This is a genomic window from Flavobacterium sp. GCM10022190, from assembly GCF_042656445.1.
Classification (GTDB): Bacteria; Bacteroidota; Bacteroidia; order Flavobacteriales; family Flavobacteriaceae; genus Flavobacterium; species Flavobacterium nitratireducens.
The window spans coordinates 679,975-703,279 of the sequence record NZ_JBHSOQ010000001.1 but is presented as its reverse complement, the minus strand read 5'-3'; the positions used below and the strand labels follow the sequence as shown (position 1 = coordinate 703,279).

General features: G+C 32.6%; 17 protein-coding genes. 4 read left to right on the top strand and 13 right to left on the bottom strand.

All coding sequences use genetic code 11. The features are described from left to right. Window positions 1-35: 35 nt before the first annotated feature. Window positions 36-1,142, bottom strand: a complete 1,107-nt coding sequence (locus tag ACFPTQ_RS03060; protein WP_379773715.1) for an efflux RND transporter periplasmic adaptor subunit — start codon at window positions 1,140-1,142, stop codon at window positions 36-38. Between the two features lie 383 nt (window positions 1,143-1,525). Between ACFPTQ_RS03060 and ACFPTQ_RS03055 the strand changes: the two genes are divergently transcribed. Further along, window positions 1,526-1,666, top strand: coding sequence for a hypothetical protein (locus ACFPTQ_RS03055; protein WP_379773713.1), 141 nt, complete (start codon window positions 1,526-1,528; stop codon window positions 1,664-1,666). A 303-nt stretch (window positions 1,667-1,969) separates the two neighbouring features. Here ACFPTQ_RS03055 and ACFPTQ_RS03050 read toward each other — a convergent pair whose 3' ends face one another. The 4 genes from ACFPTQ_RS03050 to ACFPTQ_RS03035 all read right to left on the bottom strand — a co-directional run bounded on the left by ACFPTQ_RS03050 (window position 1,970) and on the right by ACFPTQ_RS03035 (window position 7,752). Then, a complete protein-coding gene (locus ACFPTQ_RS03050) occupies window positions 1,970-4,273 on the bottom strand; it encodes a penicillin-binding protein 1A (protein ID WP_379773712.1) in 2,304 nt (767 codons plus the stop codon). Window positions 4,274-4,282: 9 nt separating this feature from the next. Then, window positions 4,283-4,762, bottom strand: coding sequence for a gliding motility lipoprotein GldH (locus ACFPTQ_RS03045; RefSeq protein WP_379773710.1), 480 nt, complete (start codon window positions 4,760-4,762; stop codon window positions 4,283-4,285). Then, window positions 4,746-6,053 carry a PSP1 domain-containing protein gene (locus ACFPTQ_RS03040; RefSeq protein WP_379773708.1) on the bottom strand — a complete coding sequence of 436 codons (1,308 nt, stop codon included), beginning with the start codon at window positions 6,051-6,053 and terminating at the stop codon, window positions 4,746-4,748. Before ACFPTQ_RS03040 ends, ACFPTQ_RS03045 begins: the two co-directional genes overlap by 17 nt. Window positions 6,054-6,261: 208 nt before the next feature. Then, complete coding sequence (locus ACFPTQ_RS03035) at window positions 6,262-7,752, bottom strand: S41 family peptidase (RefSeq protein WP_379773706.1); 1,491 nt, start codon at window positions 7,750-7,752, stop codon at window positions 6,262-6,264. Window positions 7,753-7,803: 51 nt separating this feature from the next. Here ACFPTQ_RS03035 and ACFPTQ_RS03030 point away from each other — a divergent pair, with 51 nt between their 5' ends. Further along, window positions 7,804-8,184, top strand: a complete 381-nt coding sequence (locus tag ACFPTQ_RS03030; RefSeq protein ID WP_379773703.1) for a hypothetical protein — start codon at window positions 7,804-7,806, stop codon at window positions 8,182-8,184. 120 nt (window positions 8,185-8,304) lie between these two features. Here the strand turns inward: ACFPTQ_RS03030 and ACFPTQ_RS03025 are convergent, their stop codons facing one another. The 7 genes from ACFPTQ_RS03025 to ACFPTQ_RS02995 form a co-directional block, all read right to left on the bottom strand. Next, the gene (locus tag ACFPTQ_RS03025) at window positions 8,305-9,663 is read right to left on the bottom strand and encodes a rhodanese-related sulfurtransferase (RefSeq protein ID WP_379773700.1); all 1,359 of its coding nucleotides are present in this window, start codon (window positions 9,661-9,663) and stop codon (window positions 8,305-8,307) included. Window positions 9,664-9,851: 188 nt separating this feature from the next. After that, window positions 9,852-12,122, bottom strand: a complete 2,271-nt coding sequence (locus ACFPTQ_RS03020) for a helix-turn-helix domain-containing protein (protein WP_379773697.1) — start codon at window positions 12,120-12,122, stop codon at window positions 9,852-9,854. A 149-nt stretch (window positions 12,123-12,271) separates the two neighbouring features. Next, complete coding sequence (locus tag ACFPTQ_RS03015; protein ID WP_379773694.1) at window positions 12,272-12,889, bottom strand: OmpH family outer membrane protein; 618 nt, start codon at window positions 12,887-12,889, stop codon at window positions 12,272-12,274. Window positions 12,890-13,139: 250 nt separating this feature from the next. Continuing rightward, the gene (locus ACFPTQ_RS03010) at window positions 13,140-13,988 is read right to left on the bottom strand and encodes a class I SAM-dependent methyltransferase (protein WP_379773691.1); all 849 of its coding nucleotides are present in this window, start codon (window positions 13,986-13,988) and stop codon (window positions 13,140-13,142) included. 174 nt (window positions 13,989-14,162) lie between these two features. After that, window positions 14,163-16,034 carry a tRNA uridine-5-carboxymethylaminomethyl(34) synthesis enzyme MnmG gene (mnmG, locus tag ACFPTQ_RS03005; RefSeq protein WP_379773688.1) on the bottom strand — a complete coding sequence of 624 codons (1,872 nt, stop codon included), beginning with the start codon at window positions 16,032-16,034 and terminating at the stop codon, window positions 14,163-14,165. Window positions 16,035-16,198: 164 nt separating this feature from the next. After that, window positions 16,199-16,618 (bottom strand): rRNA maturation RNase YbeY, encoded by a 420-nt coding sequence (gene ybeY / locus ACFPTQ_RS03000; protein WP_379773685.1) that lies wholly within the window; start codon window positions 16,616-16,618, stop codon window positions 16,199-16,201. Next, window positions 16,615-19,893, bottom strand: coding sequence for a hypothetical protein (locus ACFPTQ_RS02995; RefSeq protein WP_379773682.1), 3,279 nt, complete (start codon window positions 19,891-19,893; stop codon window positions 16,615-16,617). Before ACFPTQ_RS02995 ends, ybeY begins: the two co-directional genes overlap by 4 nt. Window positions 19,894-20,050: 157 nt before the next feature. Between ACFPTQ_RS02995 and gltX the strand changes: the two genes are divergently transcribed. Further along, window positions 20,051-21,556: a glutamate--tRNA ligase gene (gene gltX, locus ACFPTQ_RS02990; RefSeq protein WP_379773679.1), complete on the top strand. Its 1,506-nt coding sequence runs from the start codon at window positions 20,051-20,053 to the stop codon at window positions 21,554-21,556. A gap of 34 nt (window positions 21,557-21,590) precedes the next feature. Here gltX and ACFPTQ_RS02985 read toward each other — a convergent pair whose 3' ends face one another. Next, window positions 21,591-22,232, bottom strand: a complete 642-nt coding sequence (locus ACFPTQ_RS02985; protein ID WP_379773677.1) for an outer membrane beta-barrel protein — start codon at window positions 22,230-22,232, stop codon at window positions 21,591-21,593. 77 nt (window positions 22,233-22,309) lie between these two features. Between ACFPTQ_RS02985 and ACFPTQ_RS02980 the strand changes: the two genes are divergently transcribed. Then, window positions 22,310-23,290 (top strand): SPFH domain-containing protein, encoded by a 981-nt coding sequence (locus ACFPTQ_RS02980; protein ID WP_379773674.1) that lies wholly within the window; start codon window positions 22,310-22,312, stop codon window positions 23,288-23,290. Window positions 23,291-23,305: the final 15 nt, after the last annotated feature.

Genomic DNA, 23,305 nt, shown 5'->3' with positions numbered 1-23,305 from the left:
TTTTCTCTTTCTTCTGATTGTGTAAATGGATAATTTTAAGATGTTTTTCTAGGCTCAGTATTTTTAACATTGACTTTATCGCCGTCACGAAGTGACTGTGTACCTTCTTGTACAATACGGTCATCAGCTTTAAGTCCTTTATCTACGATGTAAATACTATCCAAAGTACCACCTATGATAATATTGGCCATTTTGACTGTATTGTCTTTGTTTAGTACAAAAACAAATTGTTTATCCTGTATAGAAAAAACCGATTTTTGAGGAATTAATAGAGCATCTTTACGAGGTTCGGATATAATAAGTTTACCTGAGGTACCGTGTTTAATAAAACCTTCAGGATTGTGGAATTTTACTTTGTATTGTATTGAGCCTGTCTGGCGGTCAATATCACCGTCAGCAGTACGTAATTCACCTTTTTCAGCATATACTATTCCATTGGGTAATATGAGCTGTATATCGCTCTTATTGTTTAGACTTTTCTCTTTCATCATTTGAAAATAACTATTTTCAGGCAAAGAGAAATAGGCATATACATCGTCGAGTTGTGAAAGGTTAGTTAGTAATACTCCATTTTCTACCAAGCTACCTTCTTTATACGGCAAACGATCTATAATACCATCAAAAGGAGCAACAATATTTGTAAAACTTATCTGTTGATTTACAGCTTTTCGTTCAGCATCTGCCTGAGCAAGTTTTGCAGCTGCAGCTTCATATCTTGCTTTAGCCAGTTCAACTTCTTTGTCAGCAATAACTTTTTTGTTAAACAAGGTTTGAGCCTGTTCTAATTCTAAAGCTACAATACGTTTATTAGCTAGCATGTTTTTATATTCAGCCTGTGCTTTTAAAAGTTGTATTTGTAATTCGATGTCGCTTATTTTAAAGAGTAGCTGACCTTTTTTTACCTTTTGTCCTTCACTTACAAAAACTTTTTCGAGTAAACCGGAAACTCTGGTATGTATCTCAACATTATTTCTGGCGTGTATATCAGCTACAAAATGGTTAGATAATATGGTGTCTTTTTGAACTACTTTATAGACAGGTACGGTTTTAACTTCAACTTTTTTTCTATTGTCTTTATCTCCACATGAAAATAACGCAAGTAGAGATACAACACATATAAGATGTTTTTTTAATAGTTTCATATTGATAAATAAAATAAATAATTATAATGCCGCATAGGGCAACTTAAATTGAATTATATATGCATAGAGATTTATGCCTGCTAATTGTAGGCATAAAAAATATCTTATAAGGAAATATTTCCATAAGATAATGAGTATCATTTATGATATGCTGTAACTAGTATAGCTGATATAGATGGAGGTAAGTATGTAATGCGATCCAAAATTGCACATTAACGCTATAATCATGGTTATGTGCAAAACGCTTTTGGAACAATAAATCATTTATATAAAGCTTTATCAGACTATTTGTTTCTAACTGTCTGGCTTTACGTTTCATTCTACTTTTAAAGAATGACTTTATTTTTGTATTCCTTTTATGTTTACAAAATGTAATATAGGGATTGTACTTTGAAAAAGTAAAATTAGGATTGATTAATGTGGATGTTAAAGGAACACATTGGTCGATTAATTCGTTAGATTTCAAAACCGGTTTAGCAGTAGCCGTCCCTGTAAAGGAAAGCCAAAGAGCTATTACCATGTAAAAAATCTTTAAATGTTTCATTAACTTAATCGATGCTGTAATTATAAAAAAACAGGGCTTATATTGGGAAAAAATCTAATTTCCAAAGATACGTTTTCAGAGTCCAAAAGGAAACTATTTAACAAAATCCTAGCTAAATTTATTCCGACGAGCAACCCATTTGTGTAGTATTAATCAATAATATTGTCTGTTTTAAAAACTAATTTTAAGCTTTTAACCGTTAGAAAAAAACAATAAAAAAACGGTTGTAAAAAAATGATTTACAACCGTCTTAACTATTTATTTTTTTATTCTTTTACTGATTTTAAAATTCAAATTCATCTGTTGTTTGAACGGTATCTTTAGCGACTGTATCTCTAACAACTCTTGGCTGATAACAATCTACTTTTATAGAAAGATTAGCCGGTCTTTCAAAAGGTTCTTTCGACACTTTAAGATCAGGATCTTGATAACACAATTTCATAAAATACCCCCAAACAGGTAAGGCAGCCGTTGCTCCTTGTCCGTAAGTAAGACTTTTAAAACGTGCCGAACGGTCTTCGCATCCTACCCAAACACCGGTAACTAAATTTGGTACCATTCCCATAAACCAACCATCTGATTGATTTTGTGTAGTACCTGTTTTACCTGCGATTGGGTTAGTAAACATATACGGATATCCAGTCCATCTATTATCTCCACTTCCTCCGTATTCTGTTCGTAATCGAGAACCTGAACCGCCTTCGGTTACCCCTTCCAACAATTTAACTACTGCAAAAGCAATATCTTTATTCAACACATCATGAGATTCTGGAATAGGCTCATAGATAACTACCCCACTTTTATCTTCAATTCTGGATAAAAATTGTGGTTTATTATAAACACCTTGGTTAGCAAACGTACTGTAAGCTGCTACCATTTCTTCAACGGTAATATCAACTGCTCCAAGTGCAATGGAAGGTTGAGCAGGAATTTGAGTTTTAACTCCTAATTTGTGCGTTAACTTAATTACAGCCTCTGGACCTACTTTGTCTATTAATTTAGCCGAAACCGTATTAATAGAATTGGCCAACGCTTTTTTAAGCGTTACCATTCCAAGATAAGTGTTATTAGAGTTTCTAGGTGTCCAGGTTTCAGTTACATGATGACGTCCTACAGGAATAGTGAATGGCGCATCAATAATGGTATCACATGGAGACATATTTAACTGCTCAATTGCGGTGGCATAAACAAAGGGTTTAAAGGTAGAACCTACTTGTCTTGCGCCCTGAGCTACGTGATCGTATTGGAAATATTTATAATTAATTCCACCTACCCAAGCTTTTATATGACCAGTTTGCGGTTCCATTGCCATTAAACCTGCCTGTAAAAAGTGTTTGTAATAACGGATAGAATCCAACGGAGTCATGATGGTATCTTTCTCACCTTTCCAAGTAAATACCGTCATTGGGACTTTCTTATTAAAAGATTCAATGATCTCATCATCCGTTTTTTCCATTGATTTCATAATAAACCAACGATTAGACGCCTTCATGGCTTGCTTTAAAATTCGATTGGTTTCTTTCTCTGTAATACTTACAAAAGGAGCATTTTTGTTATTCTTTTGTTCTATAAAAAACTCCTCTTGAAGATTCGCCATATGGGCAGCCACCGCTTCTTCGGCATGGGCTTGCATTCTTGAATCTATCGTAGTATAAATTTTTAAACCGTCTTTATAAATATCGTAGTCCGTACCATCTGGTTTTTTGTTGGTTTCGGCCCATTTTTTTAAATAATCTCTCAAATATTCTCTAAAATAGGTCGCTGTACCTTCTCTATGGCTTTCTAATTTAAATTTCAATTTGATAGGCAACTCTTGTAATTTTTCTTTCTGTGCATTGGTAATCATACCTGCTTTTTCCATTTGTGCCAACACCACATTTCTACGGTTTTTAACACCCACAGGATTTCTAACAGGATTATATAATCCAGAATTTTTGAACATTCCCACCAAAATTGCCGATTCTTCTACCGTTAATTCTTTAGGTGTTTTTGAAAAATAGGTCTGAGCTGCCGAACTCACTCCTACAGCATAATTTCCAAAATCATAAACATTACAATACATTGCAAGTATTTCATTCTTAGTGTATTGTCTTTCTAAACGAATAGCTATAATCCATTCTTTCGCTTTTTGAACGATACGAAACGGTAAAAATTTAGAACCTTCTCCGTGGAATAATTGTTTTGCTAATTGTTGGGTTAAAGTACTCGCACCACCATTGGTTCCTAAACTTAAAATAGCTCTTAAAGTACCTCTACCATCAATTCCTGAATGCTCGTAAAAACGCTCATCTTCAGTTGCTACTAATGCGTCAACCAAATTTTTAGGTAAATCAGAATACTTTAATTGCGAACGGTTTACTTGAAAATATTTCCCAATTACAACCCCATCTGATGATATAATTTCGGTTGCTAAATTAGAATCTGGATTTTCTAAATCTTCAAAAGAAGGCATAGGTCCAAAAAGACCCCAGGAAGCAAATAAGAAAAAGAGAAAAACACCTCCTAATCCATAAAAGAAAAACTTCCAGAATTTTTTAGCATAATATTTAATATCCTGTTCTGTATTATTTGTCTTTTTAACTGCCATAACTATTTTTTATTCTTTTTTTTCAATTCTTAAACCCACTTCTGTAATACCCTCTAATTGGGTAACTCCAGGTACTTTTCCTCCTTCTCTAACGGCTTGTTTGATATGGAGTTTGTATTTTCCTCTAAATTTTACATTTTCTTTATAGTACAATTTACTTTCTTTTATATCTGTAAATCCGTTACCTAAAAGGGTACCGTCAGGTGCCGCCATTTCGTATTCTAAAGTGTCTACTTTAGTATAACCATTTGGTTTTTCTAAACTTACAATCAAAAATAAATTGCTAAACGGATAATTATTATTGTCCCTGATATTTAAAAAAAGATCGTATTTTTTAGTCGAATCCAATTCTGGTAAGTTAAAAGAAACCACACTATCTTTATGCCAAGCACTCCCTACCGACTTGTACTCATCAAAAACCCTTTTGTCATCACAAGACAAAAAGAACACGCTCACTAAAAGTATTAAAACGCTATTTTTTAGCTTCATTTTTTTTAATAATTATAGGTTTTCTAGGTCCTTTGGACTTTTTATCTCCTGCTGGTTTTTGCTCAGTTGTAGCTGTTGGAGCTCCCTGTGCTGGTTTATTAGATGGTTTATTTTTATGTGACGGTTTTTTAGCATTTGGTGCTGCCGCTGTACTTTCAACTGTTTTTTTAGCCTTTTTATTGTTTCGCTTGTTCCTTTTTGGCTGATCAAAACGTGTTAAACTTTCTTGACCCATTGCGTTATTGAAATCTTTTTCAACCTCTTGAGTCACTTCAATAGCATAATCTTCTAATGATGAAACTTTATTTTTTAACTTATTTTCAGCAATAATTTCTTTAACCTTATCAATCTTTAGAACGTGCCAATTGGCAAAATTATTGGTATAAGCAAACCACATTAATCCTTTGAAAATATCCTGTTTTTGACAAACAGCATCTCCTTTTTCGGTAATTAATTTGGTTTCAAATTCTGGAAAACCTTTTAAGGCATCCATGTAAGTATCTAACTCATAGTTCAAACAACATTTTAACTTTCCACATTGTCCGGCTAATTTTTGAGGATTTAACGACAATTGTTGGTAACGCGCCGCCGAAGTATTCACGCTTCTGAAATCCGTTAACCAAGTCGAACAACACAATTCACGTCCGCAGGAACCAATTCCTCCTAAACGAGCCGCTTCCTGACGGAAACCTACTTGTTTCATTTCGATTCGGGTATTGAATTCTTTAGCAAAATCTTTGATTAATTGTCTAAAATCGACACGATCATTAGCAGTATAATAAAAAGTTGCTTTAGAACCGTCTCCTTGAAATTCGATATCAGATATTTTCATTTCCAGTTTTTGAGCTATCGCTAATTCGCGTGCTCGTACTTTCATTGGCTCCTCTTTATCTCGAGCCGCTGTCCAAATATCAATGTCTTTTTGAGAAGCCTTACGGTAAATTTTAGGAATATCATTCGCATCTGGATTGATTCCTTTTTTCTTCATTTGGATACGAACCAATTCACCTGTAAGAGTAACAATTCCAATATCATGACCAGGAGAAGCTACTGTAGCAACAATATCCCCCATACTCAAAGTCAATTTTTCGGTATTGCGGTAAAACTCTTTTCTTCCATTCTTAAAACGGACTTCAACACAATTAAAAGGGGCATCGCCATTAGGCAAACTCATATTAGAAAGCCAATCGAAAACCGTTAATTTGTTGCAGCTATCGGTGCCGCAAGTACCATTATTTTTACAACCCTTAGGTGCGCTACCATCAGAGGTTGAACAACTTGCACATGCCATAATTTTATATGTAGTGTTGCGACGCGCGCAACTTAAGTTCTTAAAATGTTGAATCGGTAAAGATAGTATATTTTAATCGTAAGTTGCAATTGTTAAAAATAGCTTTAGTTCTTAATTTTTAGCTAAATGAAATACAGACTACTTAACAAATTTTATAAACAAGAACCATTTCTAACTGTACTTAGACTTTAAACCTTTGGTTTACTTACTATTTTAATCTTTTAAAATCATCAATGTATAATCCTTTGGCAGCATTGGTAGGATTGAACGAAGCAAGATTGTCGTTTCTAAAAGTCAGTGCTGTTTCCGATTTTTGATTATTAGTTCGCAAAGTTTGCCCTGTAATAAGCTCTATCGCCTTTTTTAAATAAGGATCTTTTACGTTTCCAAATTCCACCCGATTTTCGAAAATTGAGTACGGATCAATCTCGTAATCAGGGGTAATTTCTGTTGGATTTGCATCTTTGTCTTTATTGTAATATGAAAAAGTAATAGGTTGCAATTGCCATTTGTGTTTGGTACTTCTATCATCATAAGAAGTGTAATTGGATGCCGGGCTATCATACAATGTATTTGACCCAACAAACTTTCCTACGGTCTCTTCGCCAATGGTAGTCACACTAATGTATTTTTTTAAACATTGAATCGTAAGTTCGCTGGCTGAAGCCGTTTGAAAACTAACTAAAACATATATTTTGCTTAAAGATAGACTGTTAACACTTTCTTCTCTTTCATAGATAGGCTCATTATCAACCAAGTTGAAAATTCGAACTTTGTCTGAAAGGTTTTCAAAGCCATCTTCGCTATTATGTTTGTCATTAAAATCTAAATAAACATAAGGTTTGTTTGTATTACTTCCATTAATCATTTGTGCCAAAGCAATTGCTGTTTCTAAAGAACCTCCACCATTGTATCTTAAATCTAAAACCAATTCGTTAATTCCATCTGTTTTCATTTTGGCGAAAGCAGCATTCAATTCGTCATTATAATCCGATTTGAAACTATTAAACACTAAATAACCGATGTTTTTACTGCCATAAACTTTCTTTTCATAATAAGCAATTGGGTTTTCATCAATATCGACTTGGGTAACAGATACCGTTGTCGCTTTATCGGTGGTTACCAAAGCAGAATTTGTTAATGAGACAGTTGCTGCTATAGTAAGTACCATTTGTGTTTCGGTTAGTTGATCATAATTACTTGAGGTAAGTTGCTTACCATTGATTTTTGTAATTACATCACCTCTTTTCAATCCAGCTAAAGCTGCCGGAGAACCAGGAACAACATAATCTATCAAAGCCACAAAATTTACATTATTCCCATCTTTAGGATAAAGTCCATAAGCAAAACCACCGCTTTTTTCAACTTCGGCAATTTTTGAAGCATAGACTACTTCATTACTATTTTCAATCCAAGAAAATCGATCAATCGTTCCTCTTTGATAAAGAAGTGAATAAAAAAGGGCATCAGGCGTTTTTCCATTAATTAAATTAGCATAACTATTGCTTGAAGTCGATTTACTATCGGATAAATTAGGAACTTTAGATTGCCAATAATACCAAGAATTCATTGCTTTCCAGACAAAGTCGTTAATCTCGTCTGGCTCGGATGTTGTATTTGCATTTGAATCCGAATCCTTACTACAAGAAGTAAAAACCAAACCAACAAGCAATGATAAAAGGATATATTTTAATTTCATTATTATTCAATTGTTTAATTTAGATTTGTAAAGTAATAAAACTCTAAAATTATGAAAAATAGTATGTCAAAAACCATCTATATTTTACTTTCATTCGTTTGCCTTTTTCTTACATCTTGCTCTAAGCAACTTTTAGACATTAAAAACCAAACTTATAAAAGCTATAACCGAGATACTGAAAAAGGATATATCGTTAGTTTTGAACTTATTAATGATCAAATTATTCCCAAATCGATTGTGATTAATGGAATTATTCAAAATATATCTGTAGCAAACAAAACCGATAAAAAATATCAAGTAAATGTGATTGCACAAACTAGTTTGATTCACAATTACCAATTAAAATTAGAGCAAAAAGAAAACGGAATCTATTTTGAGAAAGATTCGAAGGTGTTTTTTCAGCCTGTGAAATTCAAATTAATTACGGATTAGTTTTAGCTACTTTAAAGTTACCTACTCAGAAAATAATTCAACAGGATTTTTATTCTTAAAAAAAAAGTCTGTTTCAAAAAATTTTGAAACAGACTTTTTACTTTTTATATCATTAAAATTTTAGTCTAAAATCTTATACAATTTATCCGATAAACGAATTCTGAAAGGAACAGCAAATGTAAGTTTGTCGCCAGCTACAGCCTGAGTCCCTTCGTATCCATTGACAAACATTTTTTCTAAAACCAATTCCTGATTTCCGGTTGTTGGACCCGAGATTAGGATTTTATCACCAAGATTTAATTCTTGATTTTCAATGGTAAAAAGACCAATTCCTGCTTTCACATAATAATGCTCGGCTTTACTTACTAAGGTCTTTTTTACTTTTATTTTCTGGCGAATATCATTTGTTCTTGAAGCAGTTGCCAAAGCAGCATCTGACAATTCACCTGAATGTTTGAATTTCAAACTTTCTGATTTTCCTTTACGGAAAACCTTATTCCCAACTTGTTTTCCGCTTCGTAGTTTAATTTGCTCTTCGTATGATAAATGCGTGATTTCCTGACATTCGGTAGAACAGCAATTTTCCATAGCTGCTTTACAGTCATCACATTGGATAAACAATAAATGGCAACCATCATTAGCGCAATTCGTATGATTGTCACATGGTTTTCCACACTGATGGCATTGTGCAATAATATCATCCGTGATTCTTTCCCCTAAACGATTATCGAAAACAAAGTTTTTTCCAATGAATTTGCTTTCCAAACCTTCTTCCTGGATTTGTTTCGCATAATTGATGATTCCTCCTTCTAATTGAAACACATTTTTAAAACCTTGGTGTTTAAAATAAGCACTGGCTTTTTCACAACGAATACCACCGGTGCAGTACATTACCAGATTTTTGTCTTCTTTAAAGTCTTGAAGTTGTTCGTTGATAATAGGCAAACTCTCTCTAAATGTTTCCACATCAGGAGTAATAGCACCTTTAAAGTGACCTACTTCACTTTCGTAATGATTTCTAAAATCTACCACAATGGTATTTGGGTCTTCTAGAATTTCGTTGAATTCCTTAGCTTTCAAGTGAACCCCTTTGTTGGTAACATCAAAAGTAGCATCGTTCAGTCCGTCAGCAACAATTTTGTGACGCACCTTAATCGTTAATTTCAAAAAGGCGTGATCGTCATGTTCAACAGCTACATTCAAGCGAATGCCTTTCATGAAATCATAGACTTCCAGCGTTTCTCTGAAAGCTTCAAAATTTTCGGCAGGAACGTTCATTTGAGCGTTAATACCTTCATGGGCAACGTAAATACGACCTAGTGCATCGAGTGCATTCCAGGCAATAAATAAATCATCACGAAATTTTTTGGGATCTTCAATTTTGGCATACGCATAGAAAGACAACGTAAGTCGTTGTTTACCTGCTTGATCAATCAATTCAGCTCTTTCTTCTGCGCTTAAGGTGTTGTACAGTTGCATGCTATAAACAGTTTAAGTTTAGAAAATTTTTTTGCAAAAGTATAAAAAATAAATAGAAACTGCCTGATTAGAAATTTGTGAAAAGAAAAGAACCGCAGATTCGCAGATTTATTTTAAAATTTAAGCATTTTGATTAATAATAATCTGCGAATCTGCGGTATAATTTTTTTTAATTTTTTAGAATAAACCTAATTCAAACTAGCCTTGAACATTCGTAATTCTTCCCAACTGTATTTTTCTCCAAATTGTTCTTTCATCGGAGTCAGCGATTCTTCTTTGTACAATTTAAAGGCTTCCGCCAATTCGTCAAGGGTATCCTGAGGAAGGATTTCGCTGATTGAAATTCTTTTATCCTGAATCAATTTGACCAAATGCCCCTGAATGGTATTTACCGAAAGAGTTCGAATATTGGCAATATCTTCAATCGAATGTTTGGCAATCCAAAGATCGAAAGTCTCTTCAACAGTTGATTTTTTGGGTTCCTTTTTATCTTTTTTCTTCGAAATATAGCGTTCTACATCGGCATCATCTTCAATCAAATTCACATGAGTAGCTTTGAACTGATTTTGAATGGCTTCTTTTTTCCTTGAAAGGTATTTTTTAATCTCGTCCGAACTGAGTTTTTCTTTCGAAATAGCTTCTCCTGCCATGACGGTTTCGATCAACAATTTGGCTTTCAACAATCGCAACACAGCCTTAGATTGCAATTCTTCCAATTCGGATAATTCTTCAAAATAAGTTTTGGCTTTTTTGGCGCGTTTAACTTCTTCGATTTTCCATAAAATTTCAAAAACCAAATCATCCATTGGTTTAAAAAAATAACTTATTGCTGCCTGAATGCGTTCGGAAACATGAATCAAATCGACCGTTTCATTGGCAAAAATTTTATTCAACTGAATGATGAATTTTTTGGATGGATCCAAAATCGATTCAATACTCGCTAATTGTTTGGCAGCCCAAAGTGCATTTTTGGATTTGATTGAGCTTTCCGATTTATCCGAATAACTAAATTTATGATTGCGCCATTCCTGAGCCAAGTCGTACCAATCGAAACTGTTAATCAAATAATTATGAATAAAATTCTTAGTTTCAAAATGTAATGATTGCTTTAATACTTCCTCTGAGGCTTTATTTTGGGCGTATTCCATCACATCCTGATCGTTGGAAATACCATTCATTCGCAACGGAGAAAGCAAAATTAAGCCCTCTAACGAACGCAAACGCGAAAGAGCGACATAAGCTTGTCCCGGCATAAAAACTTGCGAAACATCAAGCGCAGCTTTGTCAAAAGTCAATCCCTGGCTTTTATGGATGGTTATGGCCCAAGCCAATTTTATAGGATAATGCACAAAAGTCCCCAAAACCTCTTCTTCTACTTCCTTGGTTAATTCGTTGACTTTGTATCGGATGTTTTGCCATTCGTAACGTTCTACTTCAATCGTTTTATTTTCTTCCGGAAAATGCACCAAAATTTCCTGACTCGAAAGCGATTTGATGACGCCCATTTTTCCATTAAAGTAGTTCTTTTCGTAATTCAAATCGTTTTTGACAAACATGACTTGAGCTCCCACTTTCAATTGCAAATTGTATTCAATCGGATAAATTTTCTCCGGAAAATCACCAGTGATTTCAGGAGTATACGTAATTAACTCCCCTTTCAAATCTTCCAATGACTGTGCATTCATCGCATCAGCTTTGGCATTATGGGTGGTTAAAGTAATGTAACCGCTATTAGCTTTTAAATCAAAATCGGGTTTTACAAACTGATTTAAAATCTGAACATCCTGAGGTGTAATCTGATTATTCCTCAAATTATTTAAAACCGAAATAAAATTGGCATCCGTCTGTCTGAAAATCTTAGACAATTCAATATACAAAGGCGGATATTGTTGAATAACATGCGAATGAAAAAAGAATTTCCCTTTGTAATAATTACGCAGAGTACGCCATTCTTCATCCCGAATCACAGGTGGCAATTGTAATAAATCGCCAATAAACAAGACCTGAACACCACCAAAAGGAGCCGTTTTTTTGCGAACGGTTTGCATCATGTAATCCATCGCGTCCAGCAAATCGGCACGAAGCATACTCACTTCGTCAATAACCAGTAATTCCATATTACGAATCACCGATTTCTTTAAACTGTTCATTTTGAAATGCCTACGCAAACTTTCCTTAGTTTCAAATTTAACCGTTTCGGAAAATTGAGATTCGGCTGTATGCGAAGGTATGAATCCGCTGAACGGCAGTTGAAACATCGAATGAATGGTAACCCCTCCTGCATTTAAAGCTGCAATTCCTGTAGTCGCCACTACCACCGTATTTTTATGAGTGGTTTCAATAATTTCACGAAGCAAAGTAGTCTTACCTGTACCCGCTTTTCCAGTCAAAAAAACCGAACGTTGCGTTTGGTTAATGAACTGTAAAGTATATTTAGCGGCTTCTGACAAGGTTTGCATGGAGTGAAAAATTTGGGATAAAAATAATAAAATAAATAGGGAATAACTTAAAATATAATTATAAGTAATTATTTACAATAAAATAATTTGATAAAAAAATGCCTTAATCTTTAGTAGACTAAGGCATTTATATTTTTAATCAGAAAAAATTATTTCTTTTCTTCTTCTTTGTTATCCTCTGATTTAGAAGAAGATTTGTACTTCTCATTCAAAGCTTTAATGATCTCTTTTGTAATATCATATTTATCTTCAGCATATAAAACAGAAGCAGCATCACCAGTTCCATAGATATAAGCATATCCATTTTTCTTACCGTATTCTTTAATGAATTTTTTAACTCCTGTGACTAAACTATCCATTTCAGCACCACTTGCTTGCTGTAATTGCTGTGCTAAAGCTTGTTGTGCATAGCCTAACTGTTGCTCTCTTTTTTGTAATTCAGCACCTCTTTTTTGAGCCCATTCTTGACCATTTGCTTGAGCTTGAGCCTGAAAATTAGCAGCATCTTGTTTAAAACGATTAATTTCAGCTTCTAATTGTCTCCCTTTTTCTTCCGACTGTGCTTTGTATTTCGCTTCAAGATCTTTCGCCTCTGTATATTCTTTCATCAATTCCGAAGTATCTATATAAGCTGTTTTTAATTCCTTAACTTTTTCTTTGTTTTTGTTACAAGCAACAACTGAAATAGATATTGCGATAATTAATAATACTTTTTTACTCATGTTATAAAAATTGCTTTTTTGGTATTCGTAAATCTGTGATTTCATTTTGGATTAAGTTGTAATTAAAATATGTGTGTGTGAGCAAAAATATAAAAAAATAGATAGTAACCTAAGAAACAACAAAAAAATGGGAAAATTTTAAACTATTAAGAATTACTATAATAAAACCAAAACCCATAATTTATAACTATAAAAAACGGTTTAAATAAATTAAAAATAAAGACAAATCTAAAAAAAGACAGCAAATGATACTATTTAAACAAAAAAAGCCTCTTAAAAGGCTTTAAAATAAGTTTTAGCTGTTTTTTAGCACGTAAATTAAGGAAGAATACTCTAAATTTTGTTTTGCTTTCCAATTTGACTGCAATCCGATAAAAAAAGCTTTTATAAAATTCATTTTTCCGTTTTTGTATTTTTCAGAAAGCAAACTCACATAAAAAGAATCAAATTTCATTGGAAGTACTTTTTCTAATTTCATATTTTGTTTTGCAAAAAGCATTTGAATAGCTTTTTTGGAAAAATGCCAAAAATGAATAGGCACATCATAAGCTGCCCAAAACGAATCATAATATTTAGCATCAAAAGATTTAAAATTAGGTACTGCAACAATTAGAGTTCCATTTGGTTTTAATAATCGTTTTAATTCTTTGATTTGAAAATCTAAATCAGGTACATGTTCTAAAACATGCCACATTGTAATCACATCAAAAGATTGATTTTCCAAAACGGTTGTACATTCAACAAAAGAAATTCCTTTGTTCTTTGCTATACTTTTCGCTCTATCGCTCGGCTCAATTCCCACTGTTTGCCAACCGTCATTTTTAGCAACCATTAAAAAATCACCTGTTCCGGCACCAATATCTAAAATTTGGCCTTTTTGGGATTGCTGAGAATTAATTAAATTCAATTTATTTTTTAAAGCAATTCCTTTTACAAAATGATAGGCTTTTTCAAATAAAGATCGTTTATTATCCGTATGCGAAATATAATCTTCACTTTCATAATACTTCCCTAAATTATCTAAACTTGGTTGCGGATGCGTAATTAACATATCCAAATTTTCGTCATAATACAATTCAAAGATTTCTTTGGAAACCGAATGATCTTTTACAGTAAGAAAATGTTTTTTATTTGAAATATCCATTTTATGTGGTCAGTAGTCAGTTAATAGTTATCAGATAATATTTTATTAAAAAAAGAATTCCCAGCTATTATAAGGGTTAACAGTGTAGTTTCACGTGGAACATATAAAATATACAGTCGCAATTTTAGTCACAGCATTAAACTGAAAACTAAAAATGCGACTGCATACTTTTATTTATCTTCCCATATAAATCAGTAATACCGAAATATCACTTGGAGAAACTCCGCTAATTCTTGAAGCTTGAGAAATAGTTACCGGACGGATTTTATTTAATTTTTGCTTCGCCTCTATCGACATCGATTTAATTTTATTATAATCAAAATCTTCAGGGATTTTTACATCTTCTAAACGAGACAATTTATCAGCATTATTTCTTTCCTTTTCGATATAACCCGAATATTTTACCTGAATTTCGGCTTGTTCTAAAATTTCTTCGTCTAATTCATTTTCGGAAACGTAAGCTTGAACTTTTTCAAACTTCATCATATCTTCTAAATCAATTTGCGGACGAGAGAAAATTTTAAACATTTTATCGCCTTGCGAAATTGGTGCAGATTCTTTCGATTCCAAAATTGGATTGGTCTCTCCTATCGTAACACTAGTTTCTCTAAAAAAAGAAACCATCTTTTCAGATTCATTCAATTTACGTTCCATTCTGCGTAAACGAGCTTCAGAAGCTAATCCTATTTCATAAGACATTGGAGTTAATCTAAAATCGGCATTATCCTGACGCAATAAAGTTCTGTACTCAGCACGTGATGTAAACATACGATAAGGTTCTTCTGTACCTTTCGTAATTAAGTCGTCAATTAAAACCCCAATATAAGCTTCGTCCCTTTTTAAAATTAAAGGTGCTTTTTCATGAACTTTTAAATGCGCGTTAATACCAGCCATCAATCCTTGCGAAGCAGCTTCTTCATAACCGGTTGTTCCATTAATCTGTCCAGCAAAATACAAACCTTCAACTAACTTTGTTTCTAAAGTATGTTTTAATTGTGTCGGTGGAAAATAATCATATTCGATAGCATATCCAGGTCTAAAGAATTTTACATTCTCAAAACCTGCTACCGTACGTAGAGCTTTAAATTGAATATCCTCTGGAAGCGAAGTTGAAAAACCATTTACATAAACTTCACAAGTATTCCATCCTTCCGGTTCCACAAAAAGTTGGTGACGTTCTTTATCAGCAAAACGATTAATTTTATCTTCGATAGAAGGACAGTATCTTGGACCAATACTTTTTATTCTCCCGTTGAACATTGGAGAACGATCAAAACCTTCTCTTAAAATATTGTGCACCTCATTAGAAGTATACGTCATATAACAAGAACGTTGATGTGTTAATGGAGAAGTCAAATCGGAATAAGAAAACTTAGAAGGTTTTGCATCTCCTTTTTCTTCATTCATTTTAGAATAATCCAACGAACGACCATCCACACGTGGAGGCGTTCCTGTTTTCATTCTTCCGGCTTCAAAACCGGCTTCGATTAAATCTTCGGTAATTCCGTGAGCAGCACTTTCTCCTGCTCTACCTCCACCAAATTGTTTTTCGCCAATATGAATCAATCCATTCAAAAAAGTTCCATTGGTCAACACAACCGATTTGGAACGGATTTCGACTCCAAGAGAAGTTTTAATTCCTTTTACTTTTTCGTTTTCAATTATCAAACCTTTAACCATTTCTTGATAGAAATCAAGATTTGGAGTTCCTTCTAACATCATTCTCCATTCTTCGGCAAAACGCATACGGTCACTTTGAACTCGCGGAGACCACATGGCAGGACCCTTTGATTTGTTCAACATTTTAAATTGAATTGCCGTTCTATCAGAAACAATTCCTGAATAACCACCAAGCGCATCAATCTCACGAACAATTTGACCTTTTGCAATTCCACCCATTGCAGGATTACAAGACATCTGGGCAATGTTTTGCAAACTCATTGTAACCAATAAAGTTTTTGAACCCAAATTTGCGGCAGCGGCAGCAGCTTCAGAACCTGCGTGACCAGCACCAACAACAATTACATCGTACTCTTCTAGAAACATTCTTTATATTATTTACCCTCTTTTCAGGGAAGCCATTTTGAAAACAAACACAAAAATGAAATCAAAAAAACCAGTTTAAATTTCGCTTCCTACGGAAGCAATTTTTTATTATTTTTTCAAACGTTCCACGTGGAACATACTATTAAAAAAGTAGAATTTTAAGATTACTGTTCCACGTGGAACATAGCAATTTTTTCATCTTCTTTTGCGCGCATTAATTGTTCGCTTTCTTCATCCTTGTCTTTATAACCACAATAATGAAGAACACCATGAACAATAACACGCTTTAATTCTTCATCGAAAGAAACATTAAAATCGTTAGCATTATCCTGAACACGTTCTACAGAAATAAAGATATCTCCATTTAATTCATTACCCACAGTATAATCAAAACTAATGATATCCGTAAGGGTATCGTGATTTAGGTATTCCATATTGATTTTATGAAGATATTCATCATCACAAAAAATATAATTAATCTCACCTTCTTTCTTATTTTCAGAAACAATAACGGCCGATAACCATGCAGAAATAGCCTCTTCGTTCTCTAAAGTAAAATCACATTCGTAATTAAAATCTATCATTTTGTATTAAAATATTCTTGAACCTTGCGGTTAAAATTCGAGCGCAAAGGTAGTGATTGTCTATTTAATATTTCTATGCTTTTTAGATATTCTAACAAGCTGTTAGGTAAAGCTTTTGAAGTATTAGAAAACTCTTTTAGATTAGTTTCAGATTGACGTTTATTCTCTTCTCCCTGTTGACGGATAGCAGTATTTAATTTTAGTAATTCCTGTTTGATATAATTAGCCTTTTGAATCGTTTCATTTTTAAAACCTTTATTCAATAACTGCTTCTCAAGATCCTTCATTTTATCTAAAGTACTTTGACCTGAATTACCCAAACCATGCTTTTTTAACTCTCCTTCTAAGGCTTCGCGTAAAGCTTTTTGTTCTTTATATATTTCCATAATAGAACGAGCATCTCCTTCTCCATCATGACCAGAATCACCATTCTTTTTATCGCCTTCATTTCCTTTTTGGGATTCACCAGCTTTCAATCCGGCTTTCATTTTGTCTGCAAGTGATTGTTGTTTGGATATAATATCGGGTAACTGCATGCCTTCACCTTTACCAGATTTAGGTGTTCCTTGACCCATACTGGATAAAGACATTTGCAAGCTGTTTAGCAATTCACTTAAAAAATCACCTAATTTATTAGCGGAAGCTACAGCATATTGTTGATGAGAGACACCTTTAGAAAATTGTGAATCGGTTAAACTTTCAAGAGCTTTATCAATATTGTATTGGACATTACCCACTTCTTTCGTTATGTCATCTGTGAACTTAGGATTACGTAAAGACATAGCAAATAAACTATCATCAATATGTTTAAATTGTAAACGCAAATCTTGTTGTAATTTTATATTTTTATTAAAAGCTGGTGAAGCCGAATTCAATGATTTGAAACGAACCATCACCGCTTCTTCAGATAAAGAAAAGGCTAATAAATTATCTAGAACCTGACGTAACATTTTTACATCCTCTTCCATTTGTTCCATCTCTGCACCTTCCATACCTTGTTCCATTTTCATGGACATAGACTTCATTTTTTTTGCAGCATTTTTTTGATTTGGTTTGGCTTTAGAAGTATTATTATTCTTTAATTCATCAGAAGCTTTCTTTAAATCATAATCAATATTGTTTTCATTTGCATCATTATTAGGAATATCTAAAGGAGATTTTAATTCCTTGTTATCCTTTTGTAATTGATCTAAATCATTTTGAATTGCATCAAATTCTTTATTAATATCCTGTTGCTTATTTAATGAATTCTCCTTTTCGTTTTCCGAAAGTTTATCTTGCTTATTAGATAGTTTATCTAATTTATCAGCTACTTGTTCAGCCTTCTTTTGAACATAATACTTCTTAGTAAGTTCAACTAATTGTTGTAAATTTTTAATTTGATTTTTACTTGTTTGTTTAAACTGATCTAATTTTTCTAATAAGTTTTCATTCTTTAATTTATCATTCAAGGATTTCAATTCATCTAAAAGCTTTTGATTTTTTTCTAATTCAGCATTATTTCTATCAATGCGTTTTTCTAATTCTTTTTTAAAATCATCTTCTTTTTTTGATTTAGAATCATCTAAATTATTTTTCATTTTATCCATAAAATTACGCATCATCTCATCTTGAGTTTTTTGCTGTTGGATAAAATCATTTATTTTTTGTTGGTCATTAAACTCAAAATTTTCTTTTTCTTTACCAGATTTTTGAATCTTATCGAGCTGTGAAAATTGTTTATCTTGATTTTTTAAAGACTTTTGTAAACCATCAATATTGTTAGATTGTTGTTGCAAAAGCATATCTTGTTTTTCTTCAGCAGTTCTAATACGATTAGAAAATACCGCGGACTTAGCACTTTTAAAACGATGTAAAGCATCATTATCAAAAACCTCGAAATAGTAATCATAACTTACGCCTTCTTCTACTGGAAGATTAGCAGGAAAAGAAAAAATAAATTGATCAAAAACACCCTGCTTAATAGCAATTGTTCCACGTTTAGCAGTTGCAGGTTTATTCGATTCATAATAGACTATCTGCAAAAGACGTAAACCATTATCATCACTAATTTTTCCTAAAAGATAGTTAGAAGCAAGGTGCAAACTATCAGGAGCTTGATTCACTGTAATGCTAGGATACTGATCTTTGATTACGGATAACTGATAATTGAGTTTTTCATAATTTATTATGGAAGAATTAGAGCTAATAATTTGATAATCTGTATTTTCAATAATATTTCTAGCTAAAACAAAGCTATTTTCTGTTTTAGAGAATTCAGAAACAGAATTTCCATTAGAATAAACTACTTTTTGAGTGGCCTGAGTGTTAATTTTCCAGGTTACTTTAGTTCCTTCAGGAATAACTGCATTACCAGTCCCCTTAATAATTTCTGCTTTACGATTAAGATGAGCAGGATAATTCAAAAGCATTTCAAAATTTAAAATAGAAGGAACAGCAACAACTTTCAAATGATAATCCCCGGACGTTACAGCATTACCCTGTAAATGAAAATCAATATCGGCAGTTGGCTTTTCAATTGTAAACTGAAATTCTCCAGGCTTAATAGTTTCCATAAAATAGCTTTCATCATTAATGAAAATCATAGCATTTTCAGGAACTATTTTTCCCGTAGTTTTCACTTTTAAAACAAAATCTTTATTCTGTTCGGTTTGTAAATTTGAATTTAAAACAACAAATTCAAAAGGAGCAGGTGGTAAAAAAGTAGCATTGGAATGAACTATTCTATTCAAACTTTGAGTAATGATTCCTTTATTTCCTGAAAAATAAAAAGAAAAAAACAAGAAAAGAGGTATCAAAGCAAGCGGTAAATATTTCTTATTCGAATTAAAATTTACAGCATTTGTAAAAGGAATTGGTTGCAAAGCTTTCGCTTTTTGTTCAATGGAAGCTAATAACAATTCCGATTTTGCTCCATGATTTTCAGGATTAGAAAGCTGAATAAAATTGAGTAATTTATCTTTTACTTCTAAAAAATGATTTCCAATAATAGCTGAAGCATCATTGTAATCAATTCCTTTTTTAAATTTTAATAATTTGAAAATAGGAAATAATATAAAGCGAAACAGTAAGAACACTTCTACCCCAACAAAAGTCCAAAATAAAATGCTTCTTCCTAATGGCTTCAACCAAAGAAAATATTCTATAAACAGGGTAAAAAGAAAATACAATAAACCCAAACCAATAAAGAAAACAATGCCTCTTATTAGTTCGTTTATATAATACTTTCGGATGAAAGCTTCTAATTTTTGATATATAAAATTGGAACTATTCAAAATAATTATGCTTTATAATAACCTATAAAAGTAACAATTATAACAATACAAAAAATCAAATACAAAATTCCAAATTTTACATTATAATTTGAAAAACTTCTAAGTTCTAACTACTGACTTCTAACTTCTAAGTATCTTTGCAAAAAATTATATAAAAATGTCAAACCCAATTCGTGTGCGTTTTGCACCTAGTCCAACGGGACCTTTACATATTGGTGGTGTACGTACTGCCCTATTTAATTATTTATTTGCGAAGAAAAAAGGTGGAACTTTCTTCTTAAGAATTGAAGATACTGACCAAAATCGTTTTGTACCTGGAGCAGAAGAATACATTATGGAAGCTCTGGAATGGTTAGGAATAGCTCCCGATGAAACAATTGGAAAAAATGAAAAATTTGGACCCTACCGTCAAAGCGAAAGGAAACATTTATACAAACAATATGCTGATCAATTGATTCAATCTGGTTGGGCCTATTATGCATTTGATACTCCTGAAGCTTTAGATACTTACAGAAAAACAGAAGAAGAACAAGGAAAAACTTTTATTTACAATCATACTAACAGAGAAAAACTGGATACTTCTTTAGTGCTTTCTGCAGAGGAAACGGCAAAAAGAATTGCTAATGGAGAACATTATGTAATCCGTTTTAAAACTCCTGTTGATGAAATTTTACATCTAAAAGATATTATTCGTGGTCATGTAAAATTTGAAACGAACTTACTAGATGATAAAGTTTTGTTTAAAAGTGACGGGATGCCAACCTATCATTTAGCCAATATTGTTGATGATCATTTAATGCAAACCACACACGTAATTCGAGGAGAAGAATGGTTGCCATCTATGCCATTACACGTGTTATTGTATCATGCTTTTGGATGGGCTGCACCTGAATTTGCACACTTACCATTGATTTTAAAACCTGTTGGAAACGGAAAATTATCTAAACGTGATGGAGATAAATTAGGTTTTCCAGTATTCCCATTAGAGTGGAAAACGGAAGACGGAACATCATCTGGTTATAGAGAAAAAGGGTTTTTCCCAGAAGCTGTAGTAAACTTCCTGGCTTTATTAGGCTGGAATGACGGTACAGATAAAGAATTGTTTTCTTTAGAAGAATTAGTCGAAGCTTTTGATTTAAACAGAGTGCATAAAGCAGGAGCTAAATTTGATCCTGAGAAAAATAAATGGTTTAATCACCAATATTTAGTTCAAGCAAAAGATGAAAAATTAGCCGAAGATTTTGCTGTTATTTTAAAAGAAAAAGGGTTCTCGACTTCGCTAGAACTGACAAGCAAAATTGTTTCCTTAATAAAAGAAAGAGCAAATTTTGTTTCTGAATTTTGGGATTTAAGTGATTTCTTTTTTGAAGCTCCAACAGCTTATGATGAAAAGGCTAAGAAAAACTGGAAAGAGGAAACACCGGCTTTAATGCAGGAATTAATTTCAGTACTGGAAGAAATCACTGATTTTACATCTGCTAATATTGAAACTATTGTCAAAGACTGGTTAACTAAAAATGAAATTGGAATAGGTAAAGTAATGCAACCATTTAGATTGAGTTTAGTAGGCGCTTTAAAAGGTCCTCACCTATTTGACATTGTTGAAATTATTGGAAAAGAAGAAAGTATTTCAAGAATTCAAAAAGCAATCGAAACTATATAAAACAAAAAGTCCCGATAATTAGTCGGGACTTTTTTTATAAATAAATAATAACATTTCCGTTAAGAATTCCTGGATTAGCTTTCAAATTGTTATTGGGATAATTGCTATTCAAATTTCCAAACATATTAGTTATTCCATATTGATAAGAAACATTTACTCTGAAATGTTTCGCTCCGGCAGTAAGTCCAACTGTTGGATAAAAGTTGAATTTATTGATATCTTGGATATCTTTTGCCAATAAAGTAGTACCTAAAATCACATTATTTTCTTTTCCAGATTGCACTTTTGACTTACCATTTATTTGAACTAATGGACCAAATTCAATCGATAAATGATTTTCAACAAGTACATAACTTAGTTCTAAAGAAATTTGAGCCGATGGAATCTTATAATTGACCTCTTCTTGTAAAGAAGTTAAAGAATTAGTTTCAACAGAAAAATTGTTTTCAGAAAACTGAATGGCGTAAACCATATCCCAACTGTTATAAAAATTACCTCTCATAGATAAACCTGCATTCCAACCATTAGCTGGTTTTGTTTCAAAATTATCGGTATTTAAAGTAAATTGGTTCACCCCTACTGTAATTCCAATTCTGTTAGAATCTCGATAATGATATTGTGCTATACTTAAGACAGATACCAAAAGAAAACAAAGAGAGAAAGTTAGCTTTTTCATATAAAAAGATTTTACAGGCACAAACCTAAAGTTTTTTTGTAATTTAACAGATATTTTCTAATTAAATTATACACATTATGAATGTACCATTCTTATTTTTATTGTTCATAGCACTGTTTATTTTCCTTTCCTCCTTCTTCACAGTGAAACAACAAACGGCTGTTATTATAGAACGTTTTGGAAAATTTGTTAGTATTAGACATTCTGGACTACAATTAAAAATTCCCTTAATTGATAGAATTGCGGGTCGTGTAAATCTAAAAATCCAACAATTAGATGTAATTATTGAAACTAAAACGAAAGACAATGTATTTGTCAAACTAAAAGTTTCTGTTCAGTTTATGGTGGTAAAAGAAACCGTTTACGATGCTTTTTATAAACTGGAATATCCACATGATCAAATTACTTCGTATGTATTTGATGTAGTTCGTGCCGAAGTTCCTAAATTAAAACTAGACGATGTTTTTGAACGAAAAGATGATATAGCTGTTGCCGTAAAAAGAGAACTAAACGAAGCCATGACCACTTATGGATATACCATCATCAACACTTTAGTTACTGATATTGATCCGGATATTCAGGTAAAAAATGCTATGAACAGAATTAATGCGGCTGATAGAGAAAAAACAGTAGCCGAATTTGAAGCAGAAGCATCCCGAATTAGAATCGTAGCAAAAGCTAAAGCCGAAGCAGAAAGCAAAAGATTACAAGGACAAGGTATTGCCGATCAAAGACGTGAAATTGCTCGTGGATTAGTAGAAAGTGTGGACGTTTTAAATAAAGTTGGAATCAATTCGCAAGAAGCATCTGCATTGATTGTGGTTACACAACACTATGATACGCTACAAGCCATAGGTGCAGATACTAATTCTAATTTAATTTTATTGCCTAATTCGCCACAAGCCGGAAGTGATATGCTTAACAACATGGTAGCTAGTTTTACTGCAAGTAATTTGGTAGGAGAATCAATGAGGAAAACGGTAAAATCAAATACAAAACAAGAAAAGAAAAAAATAGATAAACCTGAAGACCCTACAACTGAAACAGATCAGGCATAAATACAACAAAAAAGA